The organism is Streptomyces sp. NPDC059009, assembly GCF_042740175.1.
In the GTDB taxonomy this organism is placed as follows: domain Bacteria; phylum Actinomycetota; class Actinomycetes; order Streptomycetales; family Streptomycetaceae; genus Streptomyces.
In genome coordinates, this window is the sequence record NZ_JBHYJB010000030.1 from 102,069 (window position 1) to 122,801 (window position 20,733).

Below are 20,733 nucleotides of genomic sequence, written 5' to 3' on the forward strand. Positions count from 1 at the left end.
AGGTTGACAGTGCTACAGGAAGAAGCCCCGGCCGGTCCGCCTGCGGACCTTCTTGCCACGGGCGCGGAGATCGACCAGGGCCTCGTGCGCGAGCATCAAGGCGGCGTAGGCATCGACCTTTTTCGGCGACTCCCGGCTCTCCTTGCCGAAGCTCACGCCGTAGTTGTTCGAGCGGCGCATCGCGTTCAGCGTGTGCCGGCGGAGCTTGCGGTCGCCGTCGTGCTTGAGCTTGCGGTCGAAGACCGATCGCATCAGCCGCTCGTGCGCCATGGTCGACGCCTTCAGGGAGGAGCGCATGTCCCAGCCGATCGCGTCCTTGCCGGGCGCCTTCACGGCCAGGCCCTCGCCGTACGCGGCATCCCACTCGGAGATGTACGACTCCCACAGCGCCACGTCGGCGTAGAACGCCTTCACGTCGAAGACGCGGAAGGCGTCGTGCACCGCGCTGTCGACCTGGGCGCGAGGGACGATCCAGCCGTCGCCCTTCGGGCCGTCCGGCTTCTCCCACAGCCCAAGGACGAAGGCCGCCATGTCCGAGGTGCGGACGGCCACCAGGCAAGTCGCGTCGTCGGTCTTGCCGCCGTCGAAGCCCAAGGTGATCTCGTCGCCCGGGTCGAGGCGGAGCGCGTCGTCGCGGAGCACGTCCCATTCGGCGGGGCCGTACAGGGCGTCCTCGGAGGCAACGATCTGGTTCAGCCACATACGCCGAGAGCGGCTCGGCGCCATCGTCGTATCGAGGATCGACTGAAGGATCGTCTCGACCCGCAGCCACACCGCGTCACCGCGGATCTTCGGCAGGACGATGCGCATCGCCTCGGGCGTCAGCGGCGTTGCCGGGTGCGCCTCGATCGAGTCGTACATGAAGCCGATGTCAGAGGCCCGGCCTTCGAGGATCTTCTCGAAGGCTTCCCGCATCTTCTCGGCGACGGAATCCTCGCCGGGCAGATAGGCGTTCGTGATCGCCAGGTAACGCGCGTCCTTCTTGGTCGCGTTGCCGTCGATCGTCTCGTACATGCGGTCGCCGCCGTTGCCGGTGACCCAGTGGTGCGTCTCATTGAGAACAACGAACGTGGCCCGCTAAGGACCGCGCCCCCTCAAGGGCGCGGTAACTACTCGTCACCGCCTCAAGTCGTTGCCGGCCACCGTTCGCACGGATCAGCTCGGCCCCGGCTTTGATGCCGTACGTCTCGATCATCCGCTCGGAGATCAAGGACGGCATCAGCGTCATCGTGTTGCGCGTCTGGTCGCGCGAGACGGCCGCGATCTGCACCCACGCCTGCGGGTGCGGTACGCCGACAGGCTGCCCGTCCGGGCCCCAGTGGGAGAACCGCGACGGCCCGACGAACTCAACGAGGGAGACCACCGCGAGCAAAGGGTCCTTGCCCTAAGCCCCAGCCTTTGAGGCGCTGAAGGACTCCCTTGCGGTGGACGAACCGGCCGTTCTCGTCGACCGCGTACCACCACAAGACGAAGCGGAGCTGCTCGCGCGTGAAGCGCCAGGGCCCGCCGTTCTCGGCGTTGATGTACTCCGCGCACCATCCGGCGATCTGCCAGCCGAGCGTGCGCTCGGGCAGCGACCAGGAACCGTCCGGCTCCTTCAGCCAGGTGGGGCCAAGGAACGTCGGAACGAGTGCGTCGATCTCTTCTTCTGTAAGGACTGGAATGGGACTCACCTCCCTTCGTCGGTCGGGCCGCCCGGAGGGCGGCTCACCTACTCGGCGAGCCCCAAGTCCTGCTTGTAGTCAGCGATGGCGAGGACAGCCGCAGACTGCACCTCGGGCTCAGGCTCGTGCAGTTCGATGCGCACGCGGCGCCGGTCCCCCTCGGCGACGAGGAGCCGCTCAAAGGCGGAGTAGATCGTCTGGAGCATCTGTCCCGACCGCTTCCCCGACTTCTTGTAGTAGGAGAGGTCTTCGCACAGCGAGTAGGCCAGAGCCCAGTCGGACTGCTGATAGAAGTCGGCCTGGCCGGACTCCTTCAGGGAGTCCCACAGACGCTTTGCGATCGGATGCCAACTCCGGTCGGCGTTCGGTACTTTCGCCGGGCGGGCCAGGCCGCGAGTCACGGACTGGACCTCGCCGCCCTTGCGCTCGCGGGGGCGGGCCAGGTCGGCTTCACGGTTGGGTACGGGGCCGGGCACAGGTCACCTCGCTCGGTCGTCAGTGGCCGTGGTTACGATCACCGTGTGTCCATAGAGGTGATCACTTCCGTCGTCTCCGCCGCCGTCGCTGTCGTAGGCGTCCCGGCGGTCTATGTGCAAGCTCGCGCTGCTCGCCTGTCAGCAGTGGCCGCAGGACGCGCGCAACTTGAGCACGCGCGGAGGACGAGCCAGCATGCGGCGTGCGTCGAAGTGTTGGCCGCTGCCGACGAGCTGAAGCGGGCCTGTGACATCAGTGGAGGCGCCGCGTCGTGGCTGGGCATGATCTACGAGGACCAAGCCGACGAAGACGAATCAGTCAGGGCGAGGGCCGCAGAGCGTCGAGAGGAAGCGGAGCGGCGCCAAGACGAGGCATGGGAGCACGCCTTCGAGGTGTACGAGCGGCTCCTCAAGGCGGTAGCCCGCCTGGAACTAGAAGGCCCTGATCGGCTCATACCCTCGGCGTCCCGGCTCGCTGACATGGGGGACTTGCTCCAGCTACCGGGCAAGTCCCCCACGTTTGATGAGGACGAGCCCGTCTGGGTAACGGAAGACGAGCAGCGCCCCTTTGCGTGGGTTACGAGTCAGTTCAAGACCGCGCGCAGCGAGTTCGTTCAGGGCACGCGGACGTATTTCAACAGCATCTGACTCCGGGAGTATCAGAACGCGCCGCCGGTCAGGAAGTGCGTCGACAGCCAGGCGCAGAAGGCGAGGAGCACGAAGCGACGCAGTCGCACGGAGCCGGTGACGGCCGGGCGGGGCTCGTCGTGGCGGCCGATGCCGAACCACTTCCAGACGTGCTCGGACAGGGTGTCGCCTCGGTCGTCTCGGGCAAGGGCTACTCCTTCGATCACAGCGAAGGCTCCGAGCCAACCGGCCCAGAGCCACGACCAGATATCCATGCAGGCCGAGAGGGACTCGAACCCCCGCCACCGGCTTTGGAGACCGGCGCTCTTCCAACTGAGCTATCAGCCCTCGCAGTTCACAGGAGCCCGGGGTGTGCCTCGGTCCTGCGGAACCTGCGATCAATGCGTCGCCGCTGGACGGCAAGCGCGAGCGCGCCTTCGCGCGACGACTTGGCCCGGTGATGAAACCCGCAGAGCGCTCTCAGGTTGGTCTCTCGATGGTCATCACCAGGCACGATGTGGTCCACGTCCGTGGCCAGCTCCTCGCAGCGCTCCCCGTACTGATCACGGTGAGTGCAGCGATGTCCGTCGCGGCGCAGAATCCGCAGCCGGATGCGCGGCCAGTCCGCCGGCAACCTCTCGCGCCGGTCTGATCCTGACCAGTTCGGCATCAGACCTCCAGGTCGAGGAGCGCGGCGAACGCGGTCGTGGCCTGCTGGGGCACCACCCCGTTGCCGAGGATCTGGAGCTGCTGTCCGCGCGTCAGGCCCGGCACTGCGGTGACGTGTCCGAGGGGGAGGCCCATAAGCCACTCGACCCACTCGACGGTCACGCGCGGACCGCCCTTGCGTCCCGCTTCGGTGGGCGGAGGTGCGGCGCGGCCGGTCACGTCCTCCCACTGCCGGATGGCCGGAAGGTACTCGCCCCACCAGTGCGCGGGAGAACGCGGACCGGTCACCGCGGCCTCGGGCTCACGGCCTTCGAGGATCGTCACCGAGTACGGGAGCGAATAACAGGCTTCGTCATCCAGGGTTGGCCCGTGGCCACCAGCTCGACGTTCAGCAGGCGGGCGTGCCCCGCCGTTAGACCCCAGATTTGAGGTCGGCGTCTTCAGGGGCCGCGACACAGAACCACCGGTCACGGAGGTGAGGGGCGTGAGCTGCGGTAGCTCGTACGCAGACCCATTGCGCGCGGTACCCGATCGCGGCCAGGTCACCGAGGACGACTTCGAGGCCGCGCGTCCGGAGGTTCGAGACGTTCTCCAGGAAGAGGAGTCGCGGTCGAATGACGCGAACCGCGTCAACGACGTGGGTCCAAATTCCAGAGCGAGTGCCTCGTATGCCAATCCGGTTCCCCGCAATCGAAATGTCCTGGCAGGGAAAACCTGCGGTGATCACGTCGACCCGGCCGACGAGTTGAGCCCAGTCGATGTCGCGGATGTCGCCGAGGTTCGGGGCATCCGGGTATCTCTCGGCAAGGACGGCGCTTGGGCCGGGGGCGCTCTCCGCCACGTAGACGACGCGCCCGCCGATCAGGGGAGCAACAGCCATCCCCAAGCCGCCGTAGCCTGCGCAGAGTTCGAGGATCTTCAGGCAGACCCCCTCGCGCACGAAGTACGTAAAGACGTACTTGTCTTCTCTCGGGTGGCCCCTTCGGGGCCCAGCCTGCAAATCACGAAAGGCGTCTTCACGAAGCGAGCCCCGACAGGGGCTCAAGCCTTGCGACTTACGTACTTACACTTAGAAGTCGCTAGTTGATCTTACTTTCGGAAAGACCGAAGGGCGTGACTCGCGCCACACTCGACGGCGACCGAAGGGCGACGGCGACCGAAGGGCGACGGCGAAAGGCGCAGCGGCGAAGGGCAGTGCCGCCCGAAGGGCGGACAGGGCGAAGACGGCAGACGGCTGTGGCGGCCGTGAGGCCGCCCCTTCATGAAGACGCGAAGACGTACTTCAGGCAGGCGAGCACTGAGAAGGCGGCGTGAGGTGACCGCGTCGTGGCCTGCATTCTTGTGCAGTGCCGGCGGAGCCGCTGCAGAATGCTCTCGCCGCCGCTGACCTGCGCGTATGTGGGATCTTGACGCGGCAGGCGAGAGGCCCTCGTCGACCTTGGAACCGTGGCGGAATCCGAGCTGCTAAGACGCGGCGGCTCGGCGCCAGATCGCGAAGGGGTCATATCCCCACCCCGGCCGGTCCACCCGACTTACTGAGCGCTCGCCCACGTATGTCCGCTTGTGTCGAGATCCGCTGGGCGAGCGCATGCATGTACGCGCGCGCAGAGGCTGAGGAACCAGGGCTCGAATTTGGGGCTTGCGCTTCCCGCCGGGCAGCGTGTTAAGGTGTGACCACACCGCAGCGAACGCCACGGCAACGAGGCGAGCGAGGCGGGGCACGCAAGAGGATGGAACCGCAGCACTCGCAAGGGAGTTGCGGAACTGACCGGAGAGTGTGTTAAGGTAGTACCAACACCGAGCGAACGGGCCGCAAGGTCAAACCGCTCACCTCGGGCCTTGGTCCTGGGGTCGCGAAAAGAGATCGCGGCGCTGACCGAACCGGGATTGTGTTAAGGTAGGACCATAACGGTAGGCCGTAAGGCCCGCCTCACGAACACGGCATGTCGCCTGAGTAGGACAATCCCTCTCAGGTATGCAGGGCACAGACGGGCTTGACGTCACGTACGCAAGAGGTGGGGCATCCCACCGTCGAGGGCAAGCGTGGCCGAGACGACATCGAACCCCTGGGGTACAGCCAACGTGCTAAGCGCCGGACCTTCGTCCGATACTCGCTCTGCGCGGTCCTGGTGAAGCCGCGAACCACCCCCTATGGGGGTAGGCGTGGTGGGGAGTGCCTGCCGGATGCCCGGCGGGGACGGCGCTAGGCAAGCCGCGCGGTGAACCATGTTGACCAGGGCTCACCGTTCATCCGAACGGCCGGGGAAACCCGGACCGTACGGGCCGGACGGCCAGAAATGGCCGACCGGCGGGTGATGCGAACGGTGAGTCCCGGTGGTCGGAGTAATCCCGCTGCCGAGTGCCCAGATAGACCGACGCCCACCCCCATCAGCAAGGCCCCTCCCGGAACGGCTTCGGCCGGGTCCGTGCCTCGAAAGCAGGAGGGGTCGCCAGCTCCCTGTGCCGCCGGCATGGGTGAGCTATGCCGCCAGGCCAACCGGCCTGGCGATTCACCGGAGCTACTGTTAAGTTAGTTCCACTCCGAGAGGTCAGGTCACATGGCCAGCAAGTACGTCTTCACCGAGACTGACCGCCTGCACGGAAAGCGGGTCGGCCTCATGAAGAGCGAGGGCGACTTCCGCTGTTACGAGTGCATCGACTTCAGCTTCTACGAGCGGGATGTCGACGCTCGGGACGCCTACAAGCGGTGCACCTACTGCGGCGGTTTCGTCTTCATCGCCCCCGCGACGATCGCGGACATCGAGGCGCCGAAGCCGGTCCGTCCCGTTGATCTGGCCAAGCGCCATGTTCAGCGGATCGACTACGCGACCATCGCGTACAACCTGGGCCGACGCCTGGAGGACGTGTCCTTCGCCTACGACAAGGCCCGTCAGCGGATCGCGGAGCTTGAGTCTCGGCTCGCTGAGCGCGAGAACGTCGTGCTGCTCGATTTCTGACCCCCACTTGTCAAGGTAGTTCCACGGTGCCCCTTCTCGACACAGGGAGACGGGGAGGGGCACCCCGCCCTGAAACGCGAGGACACATGATCAGCTACGAGTGCGACTACGACACGATGAGTGAGTACGCCGGGCAACTCCTGGAGCGCCCCACGAACTTCGGCGGCGACGACCGGTACTACCGAACCCATGCCCCGGTGATCGGCAAGGCCGACTACTCCGACGACTTGATCGCAGAGTCGAACTACGAGACGGCGCTCGGCCTTCTCCGCGCCGCCGCTGACGACGGCCGCAACGACACGGAGATCTCCGACGAGCACGTGATCGACGCAGGCATACGTCACTGGGGCTGGGGCCAGTGCTCCCAGGCTTTCGTGCAGGTCTACGCCGACGACGTGATGCTCTGCCGCAAGTGCGACAGCGTGGCGTTCTGGGCCGTGAGCCACAAGAAGTACGGCAGACGGCGCTTTCTCTGCGACGGGTGCAAGAGCGACTGGGACTGGGACGTCCAGCACTACGGCCTGCCCGCACTCCCGCCGATCAAGTACCGGCCGAAGTTCACTGCGGCCTGGCGCGAGGCGTGCTCGATCCTCTCCGCGCTGGAGAACTATCCGATCCTCGACGACTCGGACTACTCCGAGCGCGAGTGGGAGCGCTGGCAGTCCAACGTGAACGAGGCCGTAGAGCAGGCCCAGCGCGAGTACGACGACGACTCCGAGCAGCAGTCCGCCGAGATCGCCGAGAGCTGCTACGAGGAGATCAACGAGCTGTACGGCCATGAACCCGATGCGGGCGTGAGCTGGCAGAAGGTCGAGGACATCTACCGCGAGGCGCGTGACGCGTACTTCACCGCGCTGGCGAACGAGCACCTGAACGCCCCGCTCGCGGGTCAACTCTCCTTCGCCTGACCGGCAGGGGAGAGCCATGCCTGCCGGCCAAGAGCCTGGGTGGGTCGAGGTGCTCCGCCGATCCCTCGACGCCCACCCCGCACAGATCCATATCTCCTTCGACCGCACCACGGGCTACCTCGCCCTGGACCACCTCGTCGTGACACGAGTCCGCCGTAACCAGGGAACCGGCACCGCGATCATGCAGGCCCTCGCCGCCGCAGCCGACGAGCACGGCGTCCCGATGGCCCTCACCCCGGCCGCCGACTTCGGAGGCAGCGTCCCCCGCCTGCGGACCTTTTACCGCCGCTTCGGCTTCATCAGCAACCGAGGCCGAGGCAAGGACTACGCGACCAGCCACGCCATGATCCGGCGCCCCAACTGACCAAAGGCGAAACGCCCCTTCGGGGGCGTCAGCGGCAGGCGGTTCCTGCCCTCTGACGATGCCAGCCAGCGTCAGTCCAACCCCCTTCCGACAGATTGCGATCACCCATGTCCGCAGTACAGCAATCCGTGCGCATCAACAACGTCCGAGAGCCCGGATACCACACCACGATCAAGCTGGAAGGCACGACGGTGACCGTCGTGCGTCGCGCCAAGGACGGCTCCGAGATCGCGGGTTGGAACCACACCTACACGATCGACGAGGGCTACTCCGACCCCCAGGCATACGCGATCGAGGCGTACCAGTACGAGATCGCCCGGCGCATCGAGAAGGGCGACTTCTACGATGCCCAGTCCCAGGAAGTCGTCGGCGCGACGTACGAGGGCGAGAAGGCCCGCATCAGGGCCGACATGGCAATAGCCGCCCGCCTGCCCATCTGGGAGGCCATCGGCTTCATGGGCCGCTACGGCGCCACCCTCGCCCACCTGGCCGACGCCTACACCGCCCCCGAGGTCGCCCGCTCCATCCTCACCCGCTACGCGGACGAGGCATACGAGGCCGCGCTGAACGCCTGACGCCCGCCCTACCTGACGGAATCGAGGACTCCATGATCTTCAAAGCGTGTGACTTCTGCTCCAACCTCGGAGTCATCTGTACGTACGTACTCGCCCCTGACCGTCCCCTCGTCGGGCTCGGCAACGACGAGGGCGACGTCCACTTCTTCGACGACGACGGCGCATGGAGCGCCTGCGGCGACTGCTCGAAGCTGATCGACGCCGAGGACATGGCCGGACTGATCGAGCGCGCCGCCCGCTTCCTGCCCTCCTTCGTCGCAGTCCAGGGCACTGGCATCAGCGACACGTACAAGGCCCTCCTGATCGCCCAGTACGCGGGCGTCATGCAGCCCACCACGGTCAAGATCCCCGCCTGATTCGCCTGACCCCGGCCGCCCCTTCCCACACAGGGAGCGGGCAGGGGCGGCCCCAACTTCCCCTGAGAGAGCCCACATGTATGCCTCCACCCAAGTGCAGCCCCGCGTCTGGATCGGCTGCCTCGCCTGCTACAACGGCGGCGACCTGGTCGGCGACTGGTACGACGGCGACATGGCCGGACTGGTCACCCCGGCCGACCTTCACGGCCGCACCACCTCCCACGAAGAGCTGTGGGTGATGGACCACGACGGGTTCAGCGGCGCCCTCGACGGCGAGTGCTCGCCGGACCACGCCGCCGAGGTCGCTGAGGCCCTGGCCGAGCTGACCGACGACGAGTCGAGCGCCTTCGCCGCCTGGTTCCAGCTCTACGCCGAGCGCGACGAACCCGACGGATGGGTCGAGCAGTTCCGCGAGGACTACCGCGGATTTCACGACAGCGAGGCCGACTTCGCCCGCGAGTGGTTCGAGGAGACCTCCTCCGAGGAGGAGAGGGCCCGCCTGAACCAGTGGCCGTTCTACGACATCGACTGGGAGCGCGCCGCGCAAGAGCTGTTCACCGGCGGCTTCACCTCCGAGGAGACCCTCGGCGGCATCCACGTCTTCTACGCGGCCTGATCGATGCCAAGGCGAAACGTCCCTGCATAGGGGCGTCGGCGGTAGGTGGCTCCTACCCCCTGACGATGCCAGCCCGCATCACACCCCAGAGAGGTTCCAACATGGGTACCCCCATGCCTGAAGACGGCAAGCTCGCCAAGATCCGGGCGCTCCTCGCGAAGGCCGAGGACCCGGCTGCCTCCGAGGAAGAGGCACAGGCGTACTTCGCGAAGGCCGCCGACCTGATGGCCAAGTACGGCATCGAGCGCGCCATGCTCACCCTCAACACCCCGGACGCCGACAAGATCAGCTTCCGCCTGATCAAGATCGAGGGATCGTACGTTGAAGAGCGGCGCCTCATGGCCGCGTACATCGCGAAGGCCCTGAGCGTCGAGCCGCTCCTGTCGCGCACCCGGCTTCCGGGAGAGAAGCGCTTCTCGTACTACCTGGAGATGTACGGCTTCGAGTCCGACCTTGAGCGGGTCGAGATGCTCTACACCTCGCTCTCGCTCCAGGCATCCAACGGGCTACGTGGCACACGCCCGGAGTGGTGGGAGTCCACCACGCTGACCGCCCACCGCAAAGCGTGGCTGCGAGGGTTCGCCTTCACCGTTTCTGAGCGGCTGAAGGCGGCCGAGGGACGGGCGAAGAAGGAAGCCGAAGCCGAGCACGGATCGTCGGTCGCCCTCGTGCTCGCAGACCGCGCCGCCCTCGCGAAGAAGGCTGCCGACGACGCCAATCCCGACGTATCCGACTACAAGCCACGCTTCAGGTCGAGCAACGCCTTCGACCAGGGGCAGGCTGCCGGTCGCTCGGCTGACATCGGAGCGACACGCCTGACCGGCCGCCGTAACGCCATCACTGCCTGACGCGCAATTCCCCAACTGGCCTCCCCTGCACACAGGGAGAGCGGGGGAGGCCCCGACACAGAGAGAGCCGGACATGATGCCGTCCATCACGAACGCCGAGTCGATCCACTTCGACCGAATCAAGGAACTCGTCGCCGAGGTACTCACGATCACGCGAGACGTCGACGAGTGGCGCAACGACTACGACCCCGCCTCGCAGGAGTGGTACACGCTCTGCAACCTCTCCGACACCGCGTCCAGCCTGGCACTTTCCCTTCCCGTCGAGATGCTCCCCGACGAGGAATGGCGCTACGTCAGCGACGCCGAGTACGCGGCGACCGACGAGATCCTCGACGCCCTCAAGTCCCCGGCCAGCGACTGACGTTGGATCACCCCACCGCGAACTGAAGCAGACGTGCCCCCTCCCACAGGGAGAGGGAGGGGGCCACAGCGAAAGGCTACACATGACCCGCGCACCGTTCCTGTCCTCGTTCCTGCCCGACAACAAGCGGAACAGAGCGTCACTCACCGCGGCCTGGCAGCGCATGCTCGAACTCGGCTACATCCCCCGCACCGAGCCGGTGGACGAGCCCGAGGGCTGCACTCGCACCCGATGCGCCGGAGCCCACGAGGGCTACCCCGGCAGCGAACACCGCTGGGCCCTGCACTGCTTGCTCTGCGGCGTCGACATCGAGGTTTTCTACAGCCACATGCGGGAGCGCACGGGCAAGAATCCGGCCCCGCCCCGCCGGCACAAGGGCTGCCAGTTCACAGGCCCGACCCGCGCGAAGGCCCGCGCTGCCCGCTACGTCGAACTCGGCCTCGCCGTGCCCACGTGGGACACCGACGCCCACTCCGCACTCAAGAACTGATCTACATCTCAAGGGAGATCACATGTCCGAGCGAATCATCGCCACGACCGACGACGGCCGCTTCCGCGTCCGGCTCTTCCCCGACCCCAATATGCCGAACCCTCGCGAGGACCCCGACACCCACGTACATGTCATCACGATCGACACCCACCTTGGCCAGCACCGGCCGGTCGACCGCGACGGCGGCCCGCTCGCTGACGCCTGGCATCGCATCTGCTGGAACCGGTGGAAGGGCGTCGAGATATTCACCCGCTACGTCGAGATCATGCACGGCGGCATCGTCCTGGAGTCCACACCCGACAGCGGCCCACGCTCCCTTTGGTACATGACCCACGAGGAGCTGATCGACCTCGACTTCGGCCTCCTGTCCGAGGCGTATGTCGAAGCCGAGAAGGAGGACTACGAGTCCTGGCTCGCCAAGGACGTGTGGGGCTTCTCGATCGAGCAGGCAGCCGCACCCGGCGACGCGACGACCGAGTGGAAGCAGATCTACACCGAGACAGGCCACTACGGCGGCGCATACGCCCGAGCTGACGCCCGCAAGAAGCTCGAATTCTTCGCCAAGCGCGCCGCCAACAACACCTGAGGAACGGAAGTGCCATGAAGCCGTACACCGACCGCGTGAGCCTCTCGGATGGCGCCACCATCCGCGTCCGCATCGAGCGGGGCGCCACAGGCGACGCCGTACTGCACGAGCTGAACTCGAACAACTGGCAGGGCGGGGGCCGCATCTACTGGCGAGGCGAGCGCCTGTTCCTGATGTTCGGCGACGAGCTGCTCGCCATGCAGAACGCCCGCTACGAGTTCGCCGGCACCTTGGCCGACGCGGCGGAGAAGGCCGTCGCCTTCTTCGTCGAGTGCGCCGAGAACTGCATCCGTCACGCCAAGAGTGAGGGCATCCCCGTCTCCGCCTGCTACGGCAACTGACCTAGAGAGGTAACCAATGAAGACCGAGTTCAAGCTGTCCTTCGGAACCGTCCGCGTGGAGCGGCGAGACCCTGCCGACGACCGGCCGTGGGTCACCCCGTACGAGCTGAGCGGTCCGCGAATCCGCGGGGTCGTCCAGATCGCCCCCACGTTCAGCGAACTGGGGGAAGACAGTTGGGAGTTCCTCCCCTCCGGCCTGCTCGTCGCCTACGGCCGAAGCACCTGGAACCCTGGTGGAGTGAGCGGGTCACTCGAAGTGCTCGGCTCGCGCCTGGCGTCGTACACCGTGATCCACCCCGGCGAGAAGGACTACCGCTTCACCGTCCGCCGCAACGAGACCGGCGTCGGGGACTACCCCGCCCCGAACGGCACCCGCGACCGGACGCGAGAGGTCGTCCAGGCCCTCGTCATCCTGCACCGCGAAGACCTCGCCTTCGTCCATGAGAAGGCCGCCGAGTACCTCCGCAGCCGCAGGCACGACCGGCTGAACGCGATCGAGCGCGACTACCGCGAGATCGACCAGCAGATCCGCGCTCTTCAGACACGGCGCGACAGCCTCCAGGAACGCAGGACCCTCATGGGGAGCGACTGGTCCTTCGAGACCACGATCGACGAGGCCGCCCAAGCTGTCGCGCCCGTCCAGTGACCACAACCCGCGAAGTATCGGAAAGGCCCCCTCTCATGACCGCTCCACTCATCGGATTTGCCGGCGCCGCTCGAGTTGGCAAAGACAGCGCCGCGCAGGCTCTCCTCGAACTCGGCTGGAAGCGCCGGGCGTTCGCCGACAAGGTTCGCGACATGCTGTACGCGATGAACCCCGTCCTCAGCGAGCCCAACTACAAGGACGGCTTCACCAACGTGCGCCACGAGGTCGACTATTACGGCTGGGACCACGTGAAGGACAACTACCCCGAGGCGCGCAACTACCTCCAGCGCCTCGGCACCGAAGGCGGCAGGGGAGTCCTCGGCGAGAACGTGTGGGTCGACGCCCTGTTTCGAGACTCCGAGACCTGGGGGCCGACAGTGATCACCGATGTGCGGTTCCCCAACGAGGTCCGGGCAATCTGGGATCGCGGCGGCATCGTCGTATGGATCGTCAGGCCAGGCCAGACCCGGAGCCCGGAGTCCCACCACATCAGCGAGAACGCCCTCAAGGGCTGGACGCTCGACGACGTGATCCTCAACGACGGCTCAGTGCAGCAGCTCCACGACCGCGTGATGCAGCTCATCCCGCTCACCGTGTGAACCTAGTGCCATTGTGTTAAGTTAGCTCCATGCGAATCACTCCCCGCAAGGAAGAGGTCGAAGCCCTCAAGGCGCTCTTGGAGGACCCCACCTTCGAGAGCGCCGACCAAATGGCCAAGGCGATCTACAAGACGGCCGCCGAACTCCTGCAAATGCGTGACCTGTTCGCCCTCGTCCACACCTGGAAGGGCGGGCACCGCGGCCTCAACTTTGGCCCCTTCGGCAGCGAGGCCGAGATCAAGACCTTCGCCTCGAAGATGGCCTTCGGGGGCACCGGCAAGATCGTCAAGCTCTACAGCCCCGGCGTCATGCTCGCCAACGTGGACGGCAAGAAGGGCTGGAAGGGCTACTGCTTCCACCCCGACTGCGGCCACGCCCCCTTCACTCACTCCGCAGCCAGCGCCGCCCGAGGCGCCTGCCAGATACCCACCTGCCCCTGCGGCAAGTTCCGCAGCACCTAGAAAGGCACCCACATGTACGGCCTCACCGAGCCCACCCTGACCGACGCCGACATCGCCGAACTCCACGCACTTCGCGGCCCCCAGACCTCCCCAGTGCCCGACGCCTTTCTTGTGCGCCTCGCCACCCACTACCTGAAGGCAGAGATAGAAGGAGTGATCAACCCCGCCCGGCACCTCGCCGAGCGCCTTGGCCTTATCCGGGGGACCGTCATGACCTACATGCGAATGGCCCGCCTGCGCGGCCTGATCGAAAGGGGCAACAAGCCGTGAAGACCGTCGAGTTCCACACCTGCGACTGCTCCGACAAGAGGGCCTTCCCTGACCGCCGCTCGGCCGAGAAGGCCCTCGGGCGAGCCCAGGCCAAGCGCGACCGCCAGGCCCAGCGATGGGACAGCCGCCACCCCATGAACCGCGAACACCGCGTCTATCAGTGCGACTTCGGCATGTGGCACCTCACCAAGCAGTCCCGCCGAACCTACGAAGAGCACGCCTCGCAAAACGCGGCCTGAATGTCAACCTAGTACCAGGAGGGGAATCGTGACCACAGAAGAATGGGTCGAGGCCATGCTCGCCAAAGCTCCGGCCCCGACCCCTGAAGACGTCGCCTGGGTGTGCGCCCGCTTCGGACTCACACCCGACGACTGACCCCTCCTACTTCCACACCACGTCGATCAGGTCCGGGCGGAACGCATGGTTTCCGCCCCGTGCCTGCTTCTGAATCACCACGGCCTCGACGAACCGATCAAAGGCCGCCCGCTTCATCGGGACCGTGTACGACTCCCACTCGCGGACGATCCGCTCAGCGGCCGTCGTGCCCGTCTCGGCACCGGCCGCGTTCATCGACGACACCTCGACCTCCAACGAGTCCTTCAGCTCGTCGAGCCGCTTGATCTCGCGCACGAACTCCTTCAGCGGGAACTCGCCCGCCTCCCGGAGCTGACGCGCCTCCTTGATCTCCGCCACCACCTGATCGAGCCGCGCCTGCGCCGCCACCAGAGCCGGATTGATCTCAGGTTGACCGGCTCGCTTGTCCCCGGCGATGCGCCGCATCCGCTCCAGGAACACCGCCTCGACCAGCGCCTCGACCGGCGGCCCCGAGCGCGAGACTCCACCGCATCCGCCGGCAGCCTTCAAGCACGCGTAGAAGTACCCGTGCCGCTCGTAGCTCGTCGTGCCGCGCGTATACATCATCGACTGCAAGCCGCCGCCGCACTCGCCGCACCGAGCCAGCCGGGTCAGCAGGCGCTTCGTGACCGTTGAGCCCTTCTTGCGCCCGCGCCCGCTCAGCTTCCGCGCCTTGAGCACGTCCACCACCGCACGCCACTGCTCGGGGGTGCAGATCGGCTCCCACTCGCCGATGACCGGCGAGCCGTCCGATCGCTCCAAGAGGAACTCGCTCAGGTCGAGCTTCCCGCGCTTCTCGCGCTCCGCCTGCGGCACATAGACCCGATACCCGCACAACCGCGGATTCGTGACGATGTAGCCCACGGACGTGTAGCTGATGTTCCGGCCCTGCGGCGTCTGACGGCTGCGCACTTTGAGGGCCACCCACTCGCCGTGCACCTCACCAAGGAGCTTCCCCTTCAAGATGTCCTGGTGGGCCTTGGTGATCAGCGCGGCCTCAATCGGGTTGACCGTTCCGTCGTCGTTCCAGCCGAACGGGGCCACGCCCTTGTGGAGCTTGCCCTGCATTGCGTCGGCCTTCTTCTGCCGAGCGACACGGCGGGCCGCGTCCGCCGAGAACTTGTTCGCGATCATCACGTACAGCCGCGCATTGAAGCGGCCGTCCGGAGTCGACAGGTCGTAGTCCCCGGCGGTCGTGGCGAACACCATCGGACGGCGAGCGTCCTCGTAGATGTCGATCAGCTTTTCCAGCTCGCGCGGCTGCCGCGTCACGCGGTCGATGTTGTAGGCCGCGAGGCCGGAGATGGTTCCCGTCTCCAGGTCATCGACGAGTTCCTGGAAGTCGGGTCGGACGACTCGGCGCTTGTAGGCCGAGAGGTCGTTGTCGACGTACATGCGGTGCAAGGTGAGGGAGCGGACCCTCACGAGGTCATGTACGTCTTCCTTCTGACGGGTGACGCCTTCCTCGCCGTCGCGGCCGTCCCCCAGCTCGCCGACGTCGCTGATGCGGGCGTATCCCCCCACTAGTATCGCCATGTCTTGCTTGTGCCTTTCCCCTGGTCAGAGGCAGGCTAGTTCCGAACTATGTTCGATTGGCGTTAGGCGAGACCCGCACGTACTCCTTCGAGGCCATGACCAAGGCGGTCCGTCTCATCAACGGCGGCGCCCGCTTCATCTGCACCAACCCGGACGAGACGGGGCCCTCCACGGAGGGGCCGCTGCCCGCGACGGGGGCGGTGGCCGCGCTGATCACCAAGGCGACCGGCAAGCAGCCGTACTTCGCGGGGAAGCCGAATCCGCTGATGATGCGGACGGGGCTCAACGCGATCGGGGCGCACTCGGAGACGAGCGCGATGATCGGGGACCGCATGGACACGGATGTCCTTGCCGGACTGGAGGCGGGGATGCGGACGTTTCTGGTGCTCACTGGGCTCACCGACCGGCCGGACATCGAGAAGTACCCGTTCACCCCGTCGCAGGTGGTCGATTCGATCGCCGATCTGGTCGACCTGGTCTGACGGCCTGCGGCCACCGGCTCGGGGCTGTCCGTCGCTGGCCGGCTGACCGCCGGTGGGGGTTCCTCGCGCAGTTCCCCGCGCCCCTGTGCGGCGCCCCTCGTACGGCCTCCCCCCGGATGCGGGGCCCGTCACTCCACGTGAATCTCGGTAGCAGGAGGTTCACCATGCGTATATGTTCGCTTGCTTTGAGTGGGGTGGGGGCTGCCGTCGCCCTCACCGTCGCTCTGCCTGTTCTGCCTGCTCAGGCCCATGATCATGGGGCCGTGAAGGCCACCGTCACGCCGTCGAGCGCCAGCCCGGGGGCCCAGGTCGAGGTGCGGGCCGACGGGTGTGACGGGACCACGGGGTCGGCCAGCTCCGGGGCGTTCGAGTACGACGCCGAGCTGACCGGGCGGGACGGGGACAAGTACTCCCTGAACGGCACGACGAAGATCAAGTACGGGGTCTCGGGGAGCTACTCCGTCACCATCACCTGCGACGGCCACCCCCACCAGGGCGCGGGCACCGTGCAGGTCATCCGCAACAACCCCGCCCCGGTCTCGCCGGTCCGCGCCGGTGGCGGCGGCACCGCCCACCTCGCCGAGTCACAGCTCGCTCAGTCCCGCCTCGCGGGACCGGCCGCCTCGGCCGAGGCGCGCGAGGCGGGACCCGGCACCCGGCACGCGGTCATCGGCCTGGTGCTCGCCGGCGTCGCGGCGGTGGCCGTGGCGTTCCGCAGCGTCCGTCGGCGCCGCTCCGAGTGAGAGCGGAGTGAGCGCGCGGTGACCAGCGACAGACCGGGCTCCGGGCGGCTGCTCATGGGCGCCGCCTGGGCCGTGCTCATCGTGGGACTCTGCCTGTGGGGGAGCGACGCCGTCGACCTCCGGGGCGGCCTCTCCGAACCCGCCGCGGGCGACGTGGCGGCGGTCGGGCGGCCCTTCGGCGTCGAACTCCCGCCCGCGCATCGGGCGTTGGACCCCGCGCGCCCGCAGCGCGTTGACATCCCCGCGCTCGACGTGCGCGCCGCGGTGACGGCGCGCGGGCTCGACGCGGAGGGCGCGATCGACCCGCCGCCGTTCGCGCAGGCGGACTCGGTCGGCTGGTACGGCGGCGGCACCCGGCCCGGCGCGGCGGGCGCCGCCCTGTTCGTGGGCCACGTCGACACCGAGACGCGGCCCGCCGTCTTCTACCACCTCAGCGCGCTCAAGCCCGGCGAGCGGATCAGGGTGGCCCGGGACGACGGCACGGTCGCCGAGTTCACCGTCGACGACGTACGGGTGCACCGGCGCGAGGGCTTCGACGCGAAGGCGGCGTACGGCCCGCACGAGGACGGCCGCGCGGAGCTGCGCCTGATCACCTGCGGCGGGACCTTCGACCACGCGCAGGGCCGGTACACGGCGAACGTGGTGGTGTCCGCGTACCTGACGGGCGTTATTCGGTGACGGGCGCGGTGTCCCGGCGCCTACGGTGTGTCCCGTGACGGGACGGGTGATCGTACTCAACGGTGGTTCCAGCGCGGGGAAGTCGGGCATCGCGCGGTGTCTGCAGGCCGTGCTTCCGGAGCCCTGGCTGACCCTCGGCTGCGACACGTTCGTCGACGCCCTGCCCGCGTCGATGACGTCGTCGGACGCGGGCATCGGGATCGCGGCGGACGGCGAAGTGAGCGTGGGGGAGGGGTTCCGGGCCCTGGAGGCCGCATGGATCGAGGGGGTCGCCGCGATGGCGCGGGCCGGGGCGAACGTCGTCGTCGACGAGGTCTTCCTCGGCGGCGCCGCCTCGCAGGCCCGCTGGGAGAAGGCGCTCGTGGACGTGCCCGTGCTGTGGGTGGGCGTGCGCTGCGACCCCGAGGTGGCGGCGGGGCGGGAGCTGGCGCGGGGCGACCGGGCCGGCGGAATGGCCGCGGGGCAGGCCGAGTCGGTGCACCAGGGGGTGCGCTACGACATGGAGGTCGACACCGCGGGCCGGGAGTCGCTGGAGTGCGCGCGGGCCGTCGCGGCGTGCCTCACGGAGCGTGGGTGACGGTGATGGTGCCGTTGCCGGTGACGGCGGCGATGACGGCGGTGGTGACGGCGGCCCCGGTCCCGCCGCGGGGCCGCCCTCGACCGGGACGTCAGGCCGTGGGCTCCACGGAGACCGTGTTCGGGGACTTGCGGGCGTAACTGCCCTCCGCCGAAGCCGACTTCGCGGCCGCGCGCAGGCCGAGGCCGCCGAAGACCGCCGCGAACACCGCCCACAGCAGCACATGCGAGGCGAGCGACAGCATCCGGAAGTTCCACAGCAGGACCGCGTCCACCGGGACCGGGTCCGGGTTGTCGGGCAGCGTGAAGAGCAGCGCGAGCACGGCGACCGTCGTGAGGGCCACCGCGATCTGGCGCACCGGAAGGGACTTGGCGGCCAGGCGCACATACACCTGCCACGCCAGGAACATGCCGAGCACGCCGATCGCGACCGACGCCAGCCACATCGCCTGCCGGTCGCCGACCGTGCCGGAGTCGCCGACGCCCGGCGGGTTCGCCGGGTAGCGCAGGCCCGGCAGGAGCGAGACCGCGACGAACGCGGCCGCCGCGAAGGTCAGGGCGCGCGGCCAGGGGGACGTCTGCGGAGCGCGCCGGTGCACCAGGGCGTACGCCACCGCGAACAGCACGCCGATCGCGAGACCGGCGACCACGGAGGCAACTACCAGTCCCAGGTGCTGAGTCGAGCGGGTGAACAGCTCCTCGTGGTGCTGCATGGACTGGCCGGCGCCGTGCGCGTGCTCCTCGGCGGCCGTGCGCTTCTCCTCGGCGCGGATCGCGCGGTCCATCAGGGGCTCGGCGAGGAGGAGGGAGAAGAGACCGGCCGCGAGGCCCGCCGCCCCTCCCGCCGCCAACCCGCGCCCGAGCAGGGGGAGTACAGGTGTTGGGGAGGACATGGTGCTGAGATCGCCCGCCCGTCTAGTGGCAGGGGGCACCGAAGAGGTGCCTGCCGTCGTGCGCGAACTCGTGCAGGTAGCTGCCGGTCGCCGAGATCAGCGAGCCGTTGTCGATGAACACCGCGTACAGCGCGATCAGCGCGAGGATCGCCGCGCCGGACGCGATGAGCCAGTCGCGCGTCTGGGTCGCGGCGGCCTGGGCCGCCGTGGTGTCGGTGGTCGGTGCAGTGTGCAGAGACATACCGGGTGGGCCTCCTTCTGGGGTTTCCACGCCCCATGGCAGGAGGACGACGGCTCAGTTCCTGACTTCCGCGCACGTCTGGGGAGCACGCACGGGGTCACAGTGGCGGGACCGCCCCGGAATCGCACCGGGTTCCTGTCAACCGTCGCCTCGATGTATGGACTTGTCGTCCCGGAGAGTCCCAGTCCGGCATGGACACTGTCAACCACGCCCGCGCCCCTGCGCCCCCTGCGACCTGCGCAAGCCCGCTCGCGACGGTGGACCGTCGCCCGGTCGACGGACCGCTCCCCCCGGAACCGTCGACCGGGCTGGTCCTCCACCGCGCGCGCACGAGTCGCGGGAGTAACCCGGCGCCGGCGCGGGAGCTGTGGTGCCGACCCGCTTGCGGGGTGGGCAGGTTCAGCCTGATCCGGCCGGGGGCTTGGGCCGTCAGAACCGACTGTAGAGCGAATATGCCTCCTGGCCTAGAGGGCGTTTGACGCCAAGTCGTGGCGAGATCGCGGTGCGTGATCGCCACAGCTCAGAGGGGCCCCGGTTCATCAGGTTCGGACCTGCCGGGGCGCAGCGTCGCATCGTCGAGCTTCCCGTCGATCAGCTCGCCCGCGACCCGGTCGATGGCCAGGCGTTCCCTGCGTGCGTAGCCGCGCAGGGCGGCGAAGGCGGGCTCCATTCCGGTGCGCCAGCGCTCGGCGAGTATGCCCTTGGCCTGTTCGACGCGAATGCGACTGGTCAGCGCCGTCTCCAGCTGTCTGCTGAGCGTGCGGTAGCCGGCGTACGCCTCGTGGTTGTGCAGCCCGAGGGCGGCCGCGTTCGCCAGGATCTCGGCGCACCGCACCTCCCCGTTGGGCGTGGCCTGTCGGGAGAGGAAGGCATTGAGCACACCGAACACGGACTGGCCGCGGCGCATCGGCACCGCGTACGTCATCGTGACGCCGTGCTCCAGGGCCTGTGCGGTGAACTCGGGCCAGCGGATCGCCGTCACCGTCTCGGTGAGCCGCACGGGCGCCACCGTCGTGCCGGTGCTGTAGCTCTCCACGCACGGCCCGTCGTTCTGCTGGGACCTCAAGAGGGCGGTCGCGAGCTCCTGTTGGTGGTTGCTGGGGGCGAGCGCGATGGTGCGGCCCTCACTCGTGCGGTGGGTGAACATCACCCCGGCGGTGCGCGCGCCGAACAGCTCCACACAGTGGTCGGCCATGCCGCGCAGATAGTGCTCGGCCTGGAAGTCGTCCCGCAGCGTGTCCGCGCTCTCCACCACGACTTCCGCCAGCCGGAGTTCCGTGGTGCGGTCCACATCCGCCTCCCCTCCCTGGCTGCCCCGCTGCCTTCGTCTACCCCGCGGGGGCGCGCGTTAACGGCCGCTGTAACAGCTCGCCTACAGCTCTCTGCCCAGGGCAGGTGGGCCCTCGTGAGGGGGGAAGC

The 20,733-nt window shown here is 67.9% G+C and carries 32 protein-coding genes, 1 tRNA gene, 1 other RNA gene and 1 riboswitch; of the genes, 22 read left to right on the forward strand and 12 right to left on the reverse strand.

Annotated features, from left to right (window positions below; genetic code table 11):
- Window positions 1-12 precede the first annotated feature (12 nt).
- Genes ACFWYM_RS27915 through ACFWYM_RS27930 form a run of 4 tightly spaced genes read right to left on the reverse strand, consistent with a single transcriptional unit; the run spans window position 13 to window position 2,140 of the window.
- Entirely contained in the window at window positions 13-1,014 is a 1,002-nt protein-coding gene (locus tag ACFWYM_RS27915) for a terminase (protein ID WP_384842965.1), read from the reverse strand.
- Window positions 1,015-1,051: 37 nt separating this feature from the next.
- Window positions 1,052-1,363 (reverse strand): hypothetical protein, encoded by a 312-nt coding sequence (locus tag ACFWYM_RS27920; protein ID WP_384842968.1) that lies wholly within the window; start codon window positions 1,361-1,363, stop codon window positions 1,052-1,054.
- Window positions 1,347-1,673, reverse strand: coding sequence for a hypothetical protein (locus ACFWYM_RS27925; RefSeq protein ID WP_384842971.1), 327 nt, complete (start codon window positions 1,671-1,673; stop codon window positions 1,347-1,349). The genes ACFWYM_RS27920 and ACFWYM_RS27925 overlap by 17 nt, the downstream gene beginning before the upstream one ends.
- A gap of 38 nt (window positions 1,674-1,711) precedes the next feature.
- Window positions 1,712-2,140, reverse strand: coding sequence for a hypothetical protein (locus tag ACFWYM_RS27930; RefSeq protein WP_384842973.1), 429 nt, complete (start codon window positions 2,138-2,140; stop codon window positions 1,712-1,714).
- A 45-nt stretch (window positions 2,141-2,185) separates the two neighbouring features.
- On the opposite strand from ACFWYM_RS27930, the gene ACFWYM_RS27935 reads away from it, so the two are divergent.
- Complete coding sequence (locus tag ACFWYM_RS27935) at window positions 2,186-2,785, forward strand: hypothetical protein (protein WP_384842976.1); 600 nt, start codon at window positions 2,186-2,188, stop codon at window positions 2,783-2,785.
- 11 nt (window positions 2,786-2,796) lie between these two features.
- Here ACFWYM_RS27935 and ACFWYM_RS27940 read toward each other — a convergent pair whose 3' ends face one another.
- The 4 genes from ACFWYM_RS27940 to ACFWYM_RS27955 form a co-directional block, all read right to left on the reverse strand.
- A complete protein-coding gene (locus ACFWYM_RS27940) occupies window positions 2,797-2,991 on the reverse strand; it encodes a hypothetical protein (RefSeq protein WP_384842979.1) in 195 nt (64 codons plus the stop codon).
- A 49-nt stretch (window positions 2,992-3,040) separates the two neighbouring features.
- Window positions 3,041-3,112, reverse strand: a tRNA-Trp gene (locus tag ACFWYM_RS27945).
- A gap of 321 nt (window positions 3,113-3,433) precedes the next feature.
- Window positions 3,434-3,757: a hypothetical protein gene (locus tag ACFWYM_RS27950; protein ID WP_384842982.1), complete on the reverse strand. Its 324-nt coding sequence runs from the start codon at window positions 3,755-3,757 to the stop codon at window positions 3,434-3,436.
- Window positions 3,758-3,845: 88 nt separating this feature from the next.
- Entirely contained in the window at window positions 3,846-4,373 is a 528-nt protein-coding gene (locus tag ACFWYM_RS27955; protein WP_384842985.1) for a DNA cytosine methyltransferase, read from the reverse strand.
- A gap of 1,618 nt (window positions 4,374-5,991) precedes the next feature.
- Here ACFWYM_RS27955 and ACFWYM_RS27960 point away from each other — a divergent pair.
- The 17 genes from ACFWYM_RS27960 (at window position 5,992) to ACFWYM_RS28040 (ending at window position 14,050) form a co-directional block, all read left to right on the forward strand.
- A complete protein-coding gene (locus ACFWYM_RS27960) occupies window positions 5,992-6,390 on the forward strand; it encodes a hypothetical protein (protein ID WP_384842988.1) in 399 nt (132 codons plus the stop codon).
- A gap of 86 nt (window positions 6,391-6,476) precedes the next feature.
- Window positions 6,477-7,298, forward strand: a complete 822-nt coding sequence (locus tag ACFWYM_RS27965; protein ID WP_384842991.1) for a hypothetical protein — start codon at window positions 6,477-6,479, stop codon at window positions 7,296-7,298.
- A 49-nt stretch (window positions 7,299-7,347) separates the two neighbouring features.
- Window positions 7,348-7,662, forward strand: a complete 315-nt coding sequence (locus tag ACFWYM_RS27970) for a GNAT family N-acetyltransferase (protein ID WP_384842994.1) — start codon at window positions 7,348-7,350, stop codon at window positions 7,660-7,662.
- Between the two features lie 4 nt (window positions 7,663-7,666).
- Window positions 7,667-7,733: hammerhead ribozyme type II (locus tag ACFWYM_RS27975), an RNA gene on the forward strand.
- A 36-nt stretch (window positions 7,734-7,769) separates the two neighbouring features.
- Window positions 7,770-8,237 carry a hypothetical protein gene (locus ACFWYM_RS27980; RefSeq protein ID WP_384842996.1) on the forward strand — a complete coding sequence of 156 codons (468 nt, stop codon included), beginning with the start codon at window positions 7,770-7,772 and terminating at the stop codon, window positions 8,235-8,237.
- Window positions 8,238-8,269: 32 nt separating this feature from the next.
- Window positions 8,270-8,593 (forward strand): hypothetical protein, encoded by a 324-nt coding sequence (locus ACFWYM_RS27985; protein ID WP_384843000.1) that lies wholly within the window; start codon window positions 8,270-8,272, stop codon window positions 8,591-8,593.
- Window positions 8,594-8,669: 76 nt separating this feature from the next.
- Window positions 8,670-9,209, forward strand: a complete 540-nt coding sequence (locus tag ACFWYM_RS27990) for an antirestriction protein ArdA (RefSeq protein ID WP_384843003.1) — start codon at window positions 8,670-8,672, stop codon at window positions 9,207-9,209.
- 113 nt (window positions 9,210-9,322) lie between these two features.
- A complete protein-coding gene (locus tag ACFWYM_RS27995; protein ID WP_384843006.1) occupies window positions 9,323-10,057 on the forward strand; it encodes a DUF2786 domain-containing protein in 735 nt (244 codons plus the stop codon).
- Window positions 10,058-10,130: 73 nt separating this feature from the next.
- Window positions 10,131-10,418 (forward strand): hypothetical protein, encoded by a 288-nt coding sequence (locus ACFWYM_RS28000; protein WP_384843009.1) that lies wholly within the window; start codon window positions 10,131-10,133, stop codon window positions 10,416-10,418.
- An 82-nt stretch (window positions 10,419-10,500) separates the two neighbouring features.
- A complete protein-coding gene (locus ACFWYM_RS28005) occupies window positions 10,501-10,908 on the forward strand; it encodes a hypothetical protein (RefSeq protein WP_384843012.1) in 408 nt (135 codons plus the stop codon).
- Window positions 10,909-10,930: 22 nt separating this feature from the next.
- The gene (locus tag ACFWYM_RS28010; RefSeq protein WP_384843015.1) at window positions 10,931-11,494 is read left to right on the forward strand and encodes a hypothetical protein; all 564 of its coding nucleotides are present in this window, start codon (window positions 10,931-10,933) and stop codon (window positions 11,492-11,494) included.
- A gap of 14 nt (window positions 11,495-11,508) precedes the next feature.
- Window positions 11,509-11,835: a hypothetical protein gene (locus tag ACFWYM_RS28015; protein ID WP_384843018.1), complete on the forward strand. Its 327-nt coding sequence runs from the start codon at window positions 11,509-11,511 to the stop codon at window positions 11,833-11,835.
- Window positions 11,836-11,851: 16 nt separating this feature from the next.
- On the forward strand, window positions 11,852-12,481 hold the full coding sequence (locus ACFWYM_RS28020; RefSeq protein WP_384843021.1) for a hypothetical protein: 630 nt from the start codon (window positions 11,852-11,854) through the stop codon (window positions 12,479-12,481).
- A gap of 35 nt (window positions 12,482-12,516) precedes the next feature.
- Window positions 12,517-13,080 carry a hypothetical protein gene (locus tag ACFWYM_RS28025; RefSeq protein WP_384843024.1) on the forward strand — a complete coding sequence of 188 codons (564 nt, stop codon included), beginning with the start codon at window positions 12,517-12,519 and terminating at the stop codon, window positions 13,078-13,080.
- Between the two features lie 29 nt (window positions 13,081-13,109).
- Window positions 13,110-13,541, forward strand: a complete 432-nt coding sequence (locus ACFWYM_RS28030; protein ID WP_384843027.1) for a hypothetical protein — start codon at window positions 13,110-13,112, stop codon at window positions 13,539-13,541.
- A gap of 12 nt (window positions 13,542-13,553) precedes the next feature.
- Window positions 13,554-13,811 carry a hypothetical protein gene (locus ACFWYM_RS28035; RefSeq protein ID WP_384843030.1) on the forward strand — a complete coding sequence of 86 codons (258 nt, stop codon included), beginning with the start codon at window positions 13,554-13,556 and terminating at the stop codon, window positions 13,809-13,811.
- A complete protein-coding gene (locus ACFWYM_RS28040; RefSeq protein ID WP_384843032.1) occupies window positions 13,808-14,050 on the forward strand; it encodes a hypothetical protein in 243 nt (80 codons plus the stop codon). The genes ACFWYM_RS28035 and ACFWYM_RS28040 overlap by 4 nt, the downstream gene beginning before the upstream one ends.
- A 142-nt stretch (window positions 14,051-14,192) precedes the next feature.
- Here the strand turns inward: ACFWYM_RS28040 and ACFWYM_RS28045 are convergent, their stop codons facing one another.
- Window positions 14,193-15,701 (reverse strand): recombinase family protein, encoded by a 1,509-nt coding sequence (locus ACFWYM_RS28045; RefSeq protein WP_384843035.1) that lies wholly within the window; start codon window positions 15,699-15,701, stop codon window positions 14,193-14,195.
- A gap of 95 nt (window positions 15,702-15,796) precedes the next feature.
- Here ACFWYM_RS28045 and ACFWYM_RS28050 point away from each other — a divergent pair, with 95 nt between their 5' ends.
- The 4 genes from ACFWYM_RS28050 to cpt all read left to right on the forward strand — a co-directional run bounded on the left by ACFWYM_RS28050 (window position 15,797) and on the right by cpt (window position 18,181).
- Window positions 15,797-16,183, forward strand: a complete 387-nt coding sequence (locus ACFWYM_RS28050; protein WP_384843098.1) for an HAD hydrolase-like protein — start codon at window positions 15,797-15,799, stop codon at window positions 16,181-16,183.
- Between the two features lie 263 nt (window positions 16,184-16,446).
- Window positions 16,447-16,926, forward strand: coding sequence for a hypothetical protein (locus tag ACFWYM_RS28055; protein ID WP_384843038.1), 480 nt, complete (start codon window positions 16,447-16,449; stop codon window positions 16,924-16,926).
- Window positions 16,927-16,980: 54 nt separating this feature from the next.
- Window positions 16,981-17,604 (forward strand): class F sortase, encoded by a 624-nt coding sequence (locus ACFWYM_RS28060; protein ID WP_384843101.1) that lies wholly within the window; start codon window positions 16,981-16,983, stop codon window positions 17,602-17,604.
- Window positions 17,605-17,638: 34 nt separating this feature from the next.
- The gene (cpt, locus tag ACFWYM_RS28065; protein ID WP_384843041.1) at window positions 17,639-18,181 is read left to right on the forward strand and encodes a chloramphenicol phosphotransferase CPT; all 543 of its coding nucleotides are present in this window, start codon (window positions 17,639-17,641) and stop codon (window positions 18,179-18,181) included.
- Window positions 18,182-18,272: 91 nt separating this feature from the next.
- Here the strand turns inward: cpt and ACFWYM_RS28070 are convergent, their stop codons facing one another.
- The 3 genes from ACFWYM_RS28070 to ACFWYM_RS28080 all read right to left on the reverse strand — a co-directional run bounded on the left by ACFWYM_RS28070 (window position 18,273) and on the right by ACFWYM_RS28080 (window position 20,605).
- Complete coding sequence (locus ACFWYM_RS28070; protein ID WP_384843044.1) at window positions 18,273-19,073, reverse strand: CbtA family protein; 801 nt, start codon at window positions 19,071-19,073, stop codon at window positions 18,273-18,275.
- A 22-nt stretch (window positions 19,074-19,095) separates the two neighbouring features.
- Complete coding sequence (locus ACFWYM_RS28075) at window positions 19,096-19,314, reverse strand: CbtB-domain containing protein (RefSeq protein ID WP_384843047.1); 219 nt, start codon at window positions 19,312-19,314, stop codon at window positions 19,096-19,098.
- 33 nt (window positions 19,315-19,347) lie between these two features.
- A riboswitch (cobalamin riboswitch) is annotated at window positions 19,348-19,476 on the reverse strand.
- Between the two features lie 358 nt (window positions 19,477-19,834).
- Window positions 19,835-20,605, reverse strand: a complete 771-nt coding sequence (locus ACFWYM_RS28080) for an ANTAR domain-containing protein (protein WP_384843050.1) — start codon at window positions 20,603-20,605, stop codon at window positions 19,835-19,837.
- Window positions 20,606-20,733: the final 128 nt, after the last annotated feature.